The organism is Saprospiraceae bacterium (assembly GCA_026129545.1).
Taxonomy (GTDB): Bacteria; Bacteroidota; Bacteroidia; order Chitinophagales; family Saprospiraceae; genus M3007.
The window spans coordinates 2,468,760-2,482,186 of record JAHCHX010000001.1 but is presented as its reverse complement, the minus strand read 5'-3'; the positions used below and the strand labels follow the sequence as shown (position 1 = coordinate 2,482,186).

The following is a 13,427-nucleotide window of genomic DNA, read 5'->3' as shown; positions in this document are numbered from 1 at the left end:
TCGACCAATCAAGGTGCGTTTTGCCCACTCTTGTCAAAAACTTGTGCGTGAGAAGCAACAATTCTTCGGAAATTAGCCCCTGAATGTTTGTCAAACAGAAACAGTTCCATGAAAAAGACTACGTTTACACTGGTGACGCTCTTGGCATTGGTTGCCGTGCTTCAAGCCCAAACCACCCATTTTTTCCAACCCATCGTCGAAAGCGCCATACCCCAGCGCGATGATGACGAACGAAGCATTTTTCCCTCAAAATATAAAACTTATCTCCTTGACTATGAGGGTATAAAAGCAGCCTTGGCAAAGGCACCGCGCGAATTTACCACTGCCGCAAAAGAGAAAAAATGCGTCGTCCACATCCCATTGGCCGATGGCTCGATGGAGGCGTTCAGTGTGTGGCAAACAGCCATCATGGACGAGGATTTGGCAGCACAACACCCCTATATCCGCACCTTTGCAGGCGAATCACTACAAACACCGGGGCGCACCGTACGGCTCAGCCACACCGCACGCGGCTTCCGAGCGATGGTGTTGCAGCCCGACCTCGGCGTGGTGTATGTGGACCCATACATAGAGGGCAACGGGGCTTATTGCATCGTTTACGACCGCGTTGACCTGCCCCGCGACGAGCGCCGACTGAGCACAGGGGTGACACCCACCGAGGGCGCACCGATAGTGGCCACTGCCGACGCGCCTTACGCACCCACCGCAGAAGCACGAGGCACGTTGCTGACACCCGTGAAACTGAAAGTATTTCGCTACATAGCAGCCACCACAGGACAATTCGGGCAAGATCACGGCGGCACCAAACCGCTCGTGCTTTCCGCCGTGGTGGAATACACCGACCGAACAAATGCTATTTTTGAGCGCGATGCCAACATTCGCCTCCAGCTGGCCGCAGCCACTCAAAACGTGATTTTCCTCAACCCCGGCGACCATCCCTATTCCGGTGTCACGGTGCAAGACTGGATGAGCCAAAACCCAAACGTGCTGAACACTTACTGCAACTTCAACTCGCACGACATCGGCCACGTCTATGCTCGCTACATCACCGGTGGAGCCATCGGAGTGGCAGGTAGCCTGGGAAATGTGTGTGGCACAAGCAAGGCGGCTGGCTGCTCAGCTGGCTATGGCGGCAGCAACTATGGCGACGGATTCATCAGCGTGATAGGCCAAGAGGTAGGACACCAACTCAACGGCGGACACACTTGGAATCGCTGCAACGGTGGCAATGGCCGTCATGGAAACTCGGCCTTTGAGCCGGGCAGTGGCAGCACCATCATGTCTTATCACGGCGCTTGCGGCACGGACAACGTGGATGGCCCCAGCTTGCTCAGCTTTCATTCGGGTTCGGTGGAAGAGTTCCAATTGTTTTACACCCAGCAAAACGGCAGCACTTGCGGCTCGTTTTTAGAAACCACCAACAATCCGCCCGTCGTCACACTGCCATATCAGAACAATTTCTTTATCCCCATCCAAACGCCTTTTGAGGTGAACGGCAGCGCCACCGACCCCGACGGCGACTCTTTGACGTATAGCTGGGAGGGCAAGGACACTGGCCCCGAAGTGGCGCTTGGCGAGCAAGAAGCCAACTCGGCCATTTTTCGCGTCTATGCGCCGGGCAGCGCCACCAACCGCTATTTCCCCCGCCTCAGCACGATACTGTCCAACCAAACGTACAAGGCCGAATTGTTGCCCGAATATACCCGCAACGTGACCCTCCGGCTCGTAGCCCGCGACAATCGGCCCGACGGCGGCGGCGTAGGCTGGGCCGACGTGGCATTCAAGGCCTGGGGCGGTGCCGGGCCGTTTCTTGTGACGGCACCCAACTCGTCGTCCGACATCTGGCGCGTGGGTGAGTATGTGAATGTGACTTGGGACGTGTCGAACACGAATCTCGCACCCGTGAACTGCAAAAACGTCAATATCCGACTCAGTACCGACGGGGGGCAGACCTATCCCATCACTTTGGCATCGGGAGTGGCCAACGACGGTGGCCAGTATGTACTGGTACCCAACCACCTAACTACCGCCGCACGAGTGCGAATTGATGCGGCGGACAATATCTTCTTCGACATCTCCAACGCCAATTTCAAAATCCAGCAACCCACCGAACCCACGCTCACGCTCGGCCTTTCGGCGGATGCCGCGGATATCTGCCTGCCCAATACGTTCACCAGCGAGGTACTGACGGCTGGCTCGCTGGGCTTCAGCAACTCGGTCAGCATCGAGTTGGCGGGCGATTTGCCCCCCGGCGCCACCGCTACTTTCAGCAAGACGACACTCAATCCCGGCGAAAGCAGCACATTGCAGATTGACCTGCAAAACGTGACACAGGAAGGCATCTACACCTTCAACGTGCAAGCCAGCGCCGCAGGTAGCCCTGTGTTGGTGCGCCCCATCACGTTGCGCCTCATTTCCAACGACTTCTCCGCGCTGTCGCTTGCCTCGCCCGCCGATGGCCTCACCAACGCCTCGCTGGCGCAAACCTTGAACTGGAACACCGCACCCGATGCCGAATCGTACGACGTGCAATTCTCCGACACGCCCTCTTTTTCTACCATACTGGCCTCCCAAACAGCCACCACGCTCCCATCCTTCGCCATTCCGTTTTTGCTGGAAAAAGGCAAGGCTTATTACTGGCGCGTGCGCCCGCGCAACGAGTGCGGCATACATGACTGGACGGAGCCATTCTTCTTTGCCACTTTCCCCGAAAACTGCTCCGTGTTCGCGGCCAACGATTTGCCCAAAAGCATAGCGTCCAACGGCACCCCCACCGTGGAATCAAAAATCACGGTGAACGCAGGCGGCATTGTCAGCGACGTGAACGTGCAGCAAATCAAGGGCTTCCACGGCTTTTTCAAGGATTTGGATGCCACGCTTATTAGCCCACAAGGCACCCAAGTCGTGTTGTTTTCGCAGAAATGCGGCAACTACAACGGTTATTTCAACTTCGGCCTCGACGACGATGCGCCGGGGCAGTTACCCTGCCCACCTGCCAACAATGGTCTTTACTACCGCCCCGAAAACCCACTCGCTCCGCTGTATGGCCAAAACAACACGGGCATCTGGACGCTGCGCGTGAAGGACAACGTGGTGACGGGCGGCGGCACGCTCGAAATTTTCAAACTCGAGTTTTGCACCTCCGTGTCGGTCAGCCCGCCCTACCTCGTGAACAACCATCCGCTGCTCCTTCCGCAGGGTACCAACAAACTCATCACGCCTGATTTGCTGCTCGTGGACGACGCAGACAACACGCCCGCCGAACTGCTATACACGCTTTTGACCGTGCCCCAATTTGGTCTGCTCAACAAAATCGGCTTCGGCAACCTGCAGCCCGGCCACCAATTCACCCAAGCCGAGCTGAATGCTGGCCTGCTTCGCTTTTTCGACTATGGCACCAACACGGGCGGCACAGATGGTTTTCGCTTCATGGTGACGGACGGGCAAGGCGGCTTTTTCGGCACACCCAACTTCACCATTCAGCCGTTCAACCCCGTCAGCACGCAGGAGCCAAGCGGCATGCTCCCGTCGTTCAGCCTTTTCCCCAATCCCACCAGCGATGCCGTGTGGCTGACGCTCGACCGCCCGGCAACCTCCGAAATGTGGGTCAGCCTTTTCAGCGCGGCAGGCCAATTGTTGCAAACAACGAATATGCCCAACGGTACCGAACGTTTGCAGATGCGAGTAGGCAGCCTGCCAAAAGGGATTTATCTGGTGCGCGTGGAAGGCGCTATGGGCACGGGTGTGCGAAAATTGGTGGTGGAATAGAGAGGGGGTTCGAGGGCCTGCCCAGCCGCTCCTCTTCTTGGTCGGGCAAGCCCTCGAACAGCCGCTTTCGCTGCCTTCCTAAACATCTCTTGCCCATCGCTTATGACACCACTCGCTGAACGGATGCGCCCCCTGACCCTCGCCGAATTCGTTGGCCAAGAACACCTTGTGGGCGAAGGGGCAGTGTTGCGGCAAGCCATCGAGCGTGGCAAAATCCCCTCTTTCATCCTTTGGGGGCCACCCGGCGTGGGCAAAACGACATTGGCGCAACTGGTAGCCAAATTGCTCAACAAGCCCTTTTTTCAGCTATCGGCCATCAATGCTGGCGTGAAGGATATCCGCGAAGCCATCGAGAGTGCCGACAAGCAGAATTTGTTCCAACAAAGAGGCGCGATACTGTTCATTGACGAAATCCACCGGTTCTCCAAGAGTCAGCAGGATGCGCTGCTCGGCGCGGTGGAAAAAGGCATCGTGACCCTCATCGGTGCCACCACCGAGAACCCATCCTTTGAGGTCATCCCCGCGCTGCTGTCGCGCTGTCAGGTGTATGTCATGCAGCACCTGACCAAAGACGAGCTCATCGGCTTGGTGAATCGGGCGCTCGCACGCGACGAGTCTTTGAAAAACCAACACATCGAAATCGAGGAATACGACGCGCTCTTGCTCTATTCGGGCGGCGATGCCCGCAGACTGCTCAATGCACTCGAACTAATCGCCAACTATCGCCCCGCAGGAGATGCCCCATTCCGCATCACGAACGAAATGGTGCGCGAACTCATCCAACAGAACGCCGCACTCTACGACAAGACGGGCGAGCAACACTACGACATCATCTCTGCCTTCATCAAAAGTATGCGCGGCAGCGACCCCAACGCCGCGGTATATTGGTTGGCGCGAATGTTGGACGGCGGCGAAGACATCGAGTTCATCGCACGGCGCATGGTCATCCTCGCCGCTGAAGACGTGGGCCTCGCCAACCCAAACGCCTTGTTGCTTGCCACCACCACCATGGATGCGATTCGCATGATTGGGATGCCCGAGGCACGCATCATTCTCTCCCAATGCGCCATCTACCTCGCCACCTCTCCCAAGAGCAACTCGGCTTACCTCGCCATCGAAAAAGCGGCTGGAGTGGTGCGACAAACGGGCAGCTTGCCCGTGCCGCTTCACCTGCGCAACGCGCCGACAAAACTGATGAAAGAACTCAACTACGGCTCCGGCTATCAATACGCGCACGACTTTGAGGGCAACTTTGTGCAGCAGGACAACCTGCCAGAAGCAATAGACGGAACCATCCTCTATGAGCCGGGGCAAAACCCCACCGAGGAGCGGACACGAGCAAAACTGAAAGCAGATTGGAAAGGAAAGTATGGGTATTAGTTCGCCTAGCACCCCGCGTACGGTCAGTGGCAGCAGCTGTATTCACATGATTTTTTCCACTTCATAAATCGAGTTGATTTTTCCCGCAAACAAGCAGTAAAAACGAGGCTCGGAGCGCAATAGGGAAATCTCCGTCGGCCGTCCGTCGTCAATGTAACTGGCTTTCAATTTCGACTTGATAGTGAAATAAGAGAACAGATGCTCGAACTGCACCGCGTCGCTGAAATACTGCCGCATCTGGGCAAGCATCTTGTACGCATTGCTATCGGGCCGACGCGGGCACTCGGTGCAAATACCCGGTGCTCCCGGGCGACAGCGCGGGTCGTCGGCCACCTGACAGTCGAAACGCGGCAAGTTGTCGTAACTGATTTTGTGGTGCGTGTAAGCAACCGACGAAAGCGACAGCAACCCACTCAGCCCATAAGGCATAATCGAGCCAAAAGGCCCATCCATCACCGTCAATCCTTTGCCCGCAAACTGCGGGGAAGCCACAAAAGCAATTTCCGAAATCTCGTGAGTCAGTGCCAAATCATCCACGCCAAAAAGCCGATTCACGGCATTGGTGGCGGCATAGGTGGCATTGATGACGACGGGGGTTTGGAGGCTTGCTCGGCCAAGCGCAGCGGACGGGGTAGCGAGGGTTTCGATGAGCCATGTATGACCTTGGGGGGTGGCTTGGTGGACTTGCGTGTTTTTAAAAACGGTGATGCCCAGCGTGTTTTCCACTTGGCTGCGGTAAAACTCTCGGAGCAACACAGGGTCGAACGAGTATTCCTCCGTCAGGTACAGTGCCTCCAAGCGATTGAAATTGAACAGCGGATGCGTAGGCACGCGCTCGCAACGGATGTGGAGATATTGGCAGAAACGCTCGAATTGCAAGGGAGCAGTGAAGGAGCCAAACCGGTCAATAGCGTAGTATTTTTCAAAAGCAAAATTGACGAATTGACGATGCTCGGCAGTGAAACGCTCCTTGTGTTCGTCGCTCAGCGCCGCCGTGGCAATGCTGCGCGGATAATGATACCCCCCATGCAGCCTTGCTTGATTGACCAAAGACGCTTTCTGGAACAACCGCGATTCTTTTTCCAACAATGCCACACGCGCTCCCTTTTTGGCGAGATAGAGCGCGGCATAACACCCGAAGATGCCCCCCCCGATGACGACAAAGTCAAAACGTTGCATACCGCAAAGGAATGGGGTAATGCGCTAATTTGAGAATGGGGCAAGGTGCTAATTTGAGAATGGGGCAATATGCTACACCGAGTATGTTTGGAAAACTATGCCATCCCAATGGAGACAATAAGAAAACACAGAGACAGGGAGGACACAGTGTTTTATTTTCAACAGATTATCAGTCATTTTTGGTTTGAAAGAGGTGTCAAAGACGGCTGGATATTTTCAAATCCACCAAAGTAAAAATCGCCGGCATTGCTTCGTTCTCGAAAGGAAATGTGAACGCGGGCGCGAGGAGTTGCACTTTTCCCCAAATCCCCGACCTTCGCCCTCCAAAAATGCGCACATCCTGTCTCCTCTTGCTCTTATTGCCACTCACAAACTGCAAAACCTCGCGTCCTATGCCGCTATTCACCATTCCGTTTGAGACCAATCCCAACCAAACCCTCACCTACGCCGAAATCATCGCTTGCTACAAGAAAATGGCGAAGGCATACCCGGCTATTTTCAACCTGACGACCGTCGGTAGCACCGACAGCGGAGAGCCGCTGCACATGGCAGTGCTCTCGGTCAGCGGAGAGTTCGACCCACAAAAAATACGGCGCTCCGGCAAGCGCATCCTGCTCATCAACAACGGCATACACCCCGGCGAACCGGAGGGAATTGACGCGACCATCCTGCTGCTGCGCGACTATCTGGGCGACCCAAAACTCCTCAAACTCCTGAAAGACCTGGTCATCGTCGTCATTCCAGTCTATAATGTGGATGGCTGCCTCAACCGCAACTCATTCAGCCGCGCCAATCAGGATGGCCCCGAATCCTACGGATTTCGCGGCAATGCCCGCAACTACGACCTCAACCGCGACTTCGTGAAGTGCGATTCGCGCAATGCCCGCACCTTCAACCACATTTTCCAAACTTGGATGCCCGATATCTTTGTGGACAACCACACCAGCAATGGCGCCGATTACCAATACACCATGACGCTGATTGCCACCCAACACGACAAACTGGAGGCCCCGCTCGGCTCGTTTTTGCAGGAAACAATGCTGCCCGCCCTCTACGGCGAAATGAAAAAGCGCAACTGGGAAATGATACCTTACGTGGATGGCCCCGGCGAAACGCCCGACAGCGGCATCAGCGGCTTTTGCGACTATGGCCGATACTCCACCGGCTATGCCTCCCTCTGGAACACCATAGGCTTCATGCCCGAAACCCACATGCTCAAACCTTTCGCCGACAGGCTGTGGAGCAATTATCACTTCATGGATGTGGTGGTCAAATTCATCATCGCCCACTCCCAAGCACTCGGCAAAGCACGCGCCGAAGCCTTCGAGCGCACCCGCACCAAGCGAGCATTTGTCATCGAATGGACCCTAGACCCCAACCGACGCGACACGCTCCATTTCAAAGGCTACGCGGCCAAATACAAACCCTCGGAGGTGAGCGGGCTGCCGCGCCTGTGGTACGACCGCTCCGAGCCGTACGAAAAACCGATTCCCTACTACAATTACTTCAAGCCCCAAGTCACGGTCGAAAAACCGTATGCCTACATCATCCCCCAAGCATGGGAAAACGTGTTGGAGCGCCTCCGAATCAACGAGGTGGAAATGTATCAGTTGAAAAAAGACGTAGAGATAGAGACGGAGACCTACTTCATCCGGGATTTCAAAACACGCAACCATTGGGAGGGGCACTATTTCCATTACAACATTCAATCGGAGAAAAAGACGATGCGGCGAAAATTCCACAAAGGCGATTTTGTCATTTTCACCAACCAAAACGCCAACCGCTATTTGCTCGAAACGCTCGAGCCAAACGCACCCGACTCTTGGGTGGCTTGGAATTTTTTCGACCCCATCCTCATGCAGAAGGAGTATTTCTCAGCCTACGTTTTTGAAGATTTGGCCGCGCAGTTTTTGAAAGAAAACCCCGCCGTGCGAGCCGAGTTGGAGGCGAAACGCGCCGCCGACCCAGAGTTTGCCGCCAGTGCCTCGGCTCAGTTGGATTGGGTGTATCGCAAATCGCCATGGTACGAGCCATCGCACCGCATGTATCCCGTGGGGCGCGTGGTGAAGGCAGTGGATTTGCCACTAAAATAAGCACGCGGCTCAAAAAGTCTTTTGTCTTTCCCAGTAGTTTTGCTCTTCCACCTCGTCGAGCAAGCCCAAATAATTCAGGTAGCGCAGTTCGCTCACCTCGCCTTGGCGCAGTGCCTCATGCACGGCGCAGCCCGGCTCGTTGCGATGTAGGCAAGCGCCGCCAAACTTGCAGTGCTCGGACAGGGCAAAAAACTCGCGGAAGCTGTGGGCGATGTTAGCCTTGTCTTTGTCGTTGAAGGCCAGTGTTTTGATGCCGGGCGTGTCAATGAGAGCGCCGCCAAAGTCGAGGTCGAACATTTCGGCGAACGTCGTGGTGTGTTGGCCTTTGCCGGAGTAATCGCTGATGTCGCCCGTGCGGAGTTGGAGATGGGGCTGAATGGCGTTCACAAGGCTGCTCTTGCCCACACCCGATTGTCCGCTCATGAGCGTGGTTTTGTCTTTCAACAGATGTTTGAAGTGCTCTAGCCCAATGCCCTGCGGCACTGAGGTCAGCAGGATGCCGTAGCCGATTTTTTCATACACTTCCTTCATTTCGCCGAAGGTTTCCATAGCGGCTTCGTCGTACAAATCGGCTTTGTTGAACACGATGGTGACGGGGATTTCGTCGCGTTCGGTCATCACGAGGAAACGGTCAATGAAGCCCGGTTTGAGGGTAGGCTGCACGATGGTGGTGATGAGCACGGCTTGGTCTATGTTGGCCGCCAGCAGATGCAGGTCGTGTTTGCGGCGTGGCGATTGGCGCACCACATAGTTGCGGCGCGGAAGGATGGTTTTTATCAGCCCTTGTCCAGAGCCTTCAGGCAGCACCTCCACGCGGTCGCCGACGGCGACGGGGTTAGTGAGAGGCACATCGTCGAGGCGGAATTTGCCGACGATGCGACATTGCAGCACTTCGCGGGTCTCGTCCATTCGGACGTTGTACCAGCTGCCAGTGGATTTTATGACGGTTCCGGTTTGCATATTCGCAATGGCTTTGCCTCAGAGAGGGCAAATGTAACCGCTCCCAACACTCCATTGTTAGGAAGCGTTCCTTTGATGCGATAAATCCTTTTTTTGTGAAAACCTTAGACAGGGGCAGCGCCCCGAAAAATTGATAGGAGGTGCGCGATAATAGAGTTGTTGCGGTGGAGGGCTTTGAGTGAAGGGGATTGTCATTTTTTCGACTGGCAAGGCAAGTTTTGCAGTCGAAATCGGGCATATTCGGCGAAAAATTTAACGAAGCCAGTCGGAAAAAGGGCTTTCCCTTCGCCAAAGGCCTCCACCGCAACAAATCTATTGCTCTCCCCGGATTTGAACAGATTGGTGTCGCTGTTGGCATTCCGCCAACAACGGCGCGGCGGAGTGAAGCGCCAAGCCCGGCCACTCGTTCCACCGCTTCTTGGAAAATGTGTGTGGTCACTCAAACAAGCACCGCCCCACCCACATCAGCGCATCCACCCCCTGCACCTCATAGTCCTCATAGCCCGTGCCCCAGGCCACGCGGATTTTGTCGAGCTCGTTTTTGCGAATTTTTTTCACGATAGACGCATCCAAAGCATATTGTGCGCGATAGCTGACAGATTGGCCAGAGGGGTCGAACGTGCCCTCGTCGTTGCGCAGGTTGACTAAGGTGAAAGTGGTGCCATCTATGAATTTCAGAATCGCCACGCTGTTGCGCCCCAGCGAGCCGAAAGTGCGTCGGGCATTGGCATCCTGAATGCGAAAATGAAGGTGCAAACTCACCAGCGAGCCACCGCTCGAAAGGGCACCTTCGCACAGGATATGCGGTTGGTCGGGCGGCAGTATTTTTTTCATCACCGCATTGGTGTAGCGAAAGAGCTCCACGCGCTGCGTTTCGCGGTAGGTTTCCCCCGAAAACTCGTCGCGTGTGCTCACGGCCAGGGCGCAAGGTCGCTGCGGCGGGTTGCGCAACACATCGTCGGCGGGGTCGTAGGGTTTGTATTTCGGGCCGGGCTTGCCGGGCTTTTTCTCTTTTCCCTTGCGCTGCGCGACCGATGCGCTGTCGGTTGTCACGACGACCGAATCGCCCACCCCCGTCGTGCCGAGCATATCGGCAATGGGTTTTTCGGCAGGCGGGTGGAGCAGCGCATCGAGTTCCTGCACCTGCTTGTGTGCCTTTCGGAGGTTTTTGCGTTGGTTGGCCGCATCCATGTTGGCTACTTTTTCGGCGAAGGCGAGGGTTTGCGTGGCTTGTTTGTGATTTTTCTGGGCTGTTTTTTCCGCGCTTTTGGCATTTTTGAGGATGGCCGCCAGGGAGTCGAGTGTGGTTTTGGGGGTGAGGGTATCCTGTTTGGCCGTTTTCCAAGCCTGTTCAGCCGTCTCGCGTTCGGCGGTGGCAGAAGAGGCCGCCTGCGCGAAGTCGGGTTCGAGTTGTCTGGCGACATTCGAGATATTGACCGCCAGCACCGAGAGGTCCCAATCGGGGAGGCTATCCAGCGCGGGCAAGGTGTCGGGCAGGGCGATGGCGTTGTTTTGCGCGGTCAGCGTGGTGCCTGCGAAAAAACCGCAAGCCATGACGATGAGCGGAAGAAATCGGTAGTTCATAAGCAAAAAGACGATTCAGGGCGGAATGTGGGGCTGAAAAGCAGGGCAAGTTCTAATTTCGCGGCAAAAGTAAGCGTCGTTGGGGGCATTATAGACCTTGCGCTTGCCATTCTGGGCGGATTTAGCCAGCATGACAAAAACAGAGTTGCCCTTGACCATTCGCTCAACCATTTTTCACTTGCCTTTTCTTTTTCGCTAATGAAACGTTTTTCCACAGTTTATCTCGTTTTTTCTCTTGTTTTACTTCTAACCGCCTGCAATTCGGGCAACAAGCAAGCACCTGCCAAAACGATGGAATTTACCAAAATACCAGTCACCTATCCCGCCACGCGGAAAGACACGAGCGTGACGGACGATTATTTTGGCACAAAAATCAAAGACCCCTATCGCTGGCTCGAAGACGACCAGAGCGACGAGACGAAGGACTGGGTGCAAAAACAGAACGTCGTCACGTTCGGCTATTTGAGCCAGATTCCTTACCGCGAAAAAATTCGCACGCGGCTGGAGCAAATCTGGAACTACGAAAAATTCGGCACCCCGTTCAAGGAAGGCGGGAAGTACTATTTTTTCAAAAACGATGGCCTTCAAAACCAGAGCGTGCTCTATGTGCAGGACAATCCCAACAGCGAGGCCAAAATGGTGCTCGACCCCAACACGTTTAGCCCCGACGGCACCACGTCGCTGGGCGAGCTCGATTTCTCAAAAGACGGGCGCTATCTCGCTTACAGCATCTCAAAAGGCGGTTCTGACTGGCGCACGATTCTGGTGAAAGACCTGCAAACCGGCCTTATGCTGCCCGACCAAATCGAGTGGGTCAAATTCTCCGCCATCGCTTGGCAGGGCAACGGGTTCTACTACACCCGCTTCCCACAGCCTACCGAAGGCGCCGCGCTCACGGCAGCCAACAAATTTGGCGCGGTCTATTTCCACCAGTTAGGCACCGAGCAAAGCGCCGACAAGCTGATTTACGGCGACAGAGCGCATCCAGACCGCTCGTTTGGCGCCGCCACTACCGACGACGAGCGTTTCCTCTGCGTGGTGGGCTGGGAAAGCACCAGCGGCAACACCCTTCAGTTCAAAGACCTGACAAAAGACAAAGCCGCCTTCATGCCGATAGCGACCACCTTCGAGAAAGATTTCGCGGTGGTGGACAACATCGAGGACAAACTACTGATACTGACCAACCACGACGCTCCCAACCAGCGCCTCATCCTCGTGAACACCAACAACCCCAAACAGGAAAACTGGGAGACCCTTGTGCCGGAAGACACGGCGGACGTGTTGCAAGGCGCGGCAGTCTGCGGCGGCAAAATCGTGTGCAGCTACCTACACGATGCTTCGAGCGCCTTGCGGGTATTCGACTTGCAGGGCAAATTGCTCAAGGAGGTGAAGTTGCCCGAAATCGGCACGGTGGGCGGCGTGAGTGGCAAAAAAGACGAACAGCAGGCATTTTTCAGTTTCACCTCGTTTTTGCGCCCCACCACGATTTATTCGTTGGACATGAATTCTCTGGAAATCAAGGTGTTCAAAGCGCCCAAACTTGATTTCAACCCCGATGCTTTCACCACCGAGCAAGTGTGGTATGCCAGCAAGGATGGCACGAAAGTGCCCATGTTCGTCACCCGCAAGAAAAATATCGCGTTCGACGGCTCCAACCCGACGCTCCTGTATGGCTACGGTGGTTTCAACATTTCCGTGACACCGGCTTTCAATCCGTCGCGCATGGCTTTGATCGAAAACAACGGGATTTACGCGGTGGCCAACATTCGCGGTGGCGGCGAGTTTGGCGAGAAATGGCACGAGGCAGGCACCAAATGCCGCAAGCAAAACGTGTTTGACGATTTCATAGCCGCCGCCGAGTTTTTGCTCGAAAAAAAATACACCTCCAGCGAGCGGCTCGCCATCATGGGCGGCTCCAACGGCGGCCTGCTCGTGGGCGCTTGCATGACCCAACGCCCCGAACTTTTCAAAGTTTGTTTCCCGGCAGTAGGTGTGTTGGATATGCTGCGCTATCACAAGTTTACCATCGGCTATGCTTGGGCGACCGACTATGGCCGCAGCGACAACAAGGAGGAATTCCCCTGCTTGGTCAAATACTCACCGCTTCACAACATCAAAAAAACGGCTTATCCGGCCACGCTCATCACCACTGCCGACCACGACGACCGGGTGGTGCCAGCTCACTCTTTTAAATACGCCGCCACCTTGCAAGAACATCAACAGGGCGACAACCCGACGCTCATCCGAATCGAGACCAGCGCGGGACACGGGGCTGGCAAGCCGACGAGCAAATTGCTCGACGAGGCCGCTGATATTCTGAGTTTTATGCTTTGGAATATGAAAATGCAGGTGATTTATTGAAAACGATTGGCCCGGAATCGCGTAGATGAGGCATGACCGTTCACAAAACGGTCATGCCTCGCCACTTATGCCCAAAGCTTGGCGATGTGAGGTGTGAAACAG

At 55.4% G+C, this 13,427-nt stretch carries 8 protein-coding genes; 4 read left to right on the top strand and 4 right to left on the bottom strand.

Annotated elements, in window-relative coordinates:
* Positions 1–108: 108 nt before the first annotated feature.
* Both KIS77_09445 and KIS77_09440 read left to right on the top strand, forming a co-directional pair.
* A complete protein-coding gene (locus KIS77_09445; GenBank protein MCW5922558.1) occupies positions 109–3,768 on the top strand; it encodes a T9SS type A sorting domain-containing protein in 3,660 nt (1,219 codons plus the stop codon).
* A gap of 102 nt (positions 3,769–3,870) precedes the next feature.
* Positions 3,871–5,148 (top strand): replication-associated recombination protein A, encoded by a 1,278-nt coding sequence (locus tag KIS77_09440; GenBank protein MCW5922557.1) that lies wholly within the window; start codon positions 3,871–3,873, stop codon positions 5,146–5,148.
* A gap of 42 nt (positions 5,149–5,190) precedes the next feature.
* Here the strand turns inward: KIS77_09440 and KIS77_09435 are convergent, their stop codons facing one another.
* Entirely contained in the window at positions 5,191–6,327 is a 1,137-nt protein-coding gene (locus KIS77_09435; GenBank protein MCW5922556.1) for an FAD-binding oxidoreductase, read from the bottom strand.
* Positions 6,328–6,719: 392 nt separating this feature from the next.
* On the opposite strand from KIS77_09435, the gene KIS77_09430 reads away from it, so the two are divergent.
* Positions 6,720–8,420 carry a hypothetical protein gene (locus KIS77_09430; GenBank protein MCW5922555.1) on the top strand — a complete coding sequence of 567 codons (1,701 nt, stop codon included), beginning with the start codon at positions 6,720–6,722 and terminating at the stop codon, positions 8,418–8,420.
* 9 nt (positions 8,421–8,429) lie between these two features.
* Here KIS77_09430 and rsgA read toward each other — a convergent pair whose 3' ends face one another.
* The 3 genes from rsgA to KIS77_09415 form a co-directional block, all read right to left on the bottom strand.
* The gene (rsgA, locus tag KIS77_09425; protein ID MCW5922554.1) at positions 8,430–9,380 is read right to left on the bottom strand and encodes a ribosome small subunit-dependent GTPase A; all 951 of its coding nucleotides are present in this window, start codon (positions 9,378–9,380) and stop codon (positions 8,430–8,432) included.
* Positions 9,381–9,815: 435 nt separating this feature from the next.
* Positions 9,816–10,964 carry a hypothetical protein gene (locus KIS77_09420; GenBank protein ID MCW5922553.1) on the bottom strand — a complete coding sequence of 383 codons (1,149 nt, stop codon included), beginning with the start codon at positions 10,962–10,964 and terminating at the stop codon, positions 9,816–9,818.
* A gap of 15 nt (positions 10,965–10,979) precedes the next feature.
* The gene (locus KIS77_09415) at positions 10,980–11,123 is read right to left on the bottom strand and encodes a hypothetical protein (protein MCW5922552.1); all 144 of its coding nucleotides are present in this window, start codon (positions 11,121–11,123) and stop codon (positions 10,980–10,982) included.
* A 132-nt stretch (positions 11,124–11,255) separates the two neighbouring features.
* Between KIS77_09415 and KIS77_09410 the strand changes: the two genes are divergently transcribed.
* Positions 11,256–13,325, top strand: a complete 2,070-nt coding sequence (locus KIS77_09410) for a S9 family peptidase (protein ID MCW5922551.1) — start codon at positions 11,256–11,258, stop codon at positions 13,323–13,325.
* The last annotated feature ends 102 nt before the right edge of the window (positions 13,326–13,427 follow it).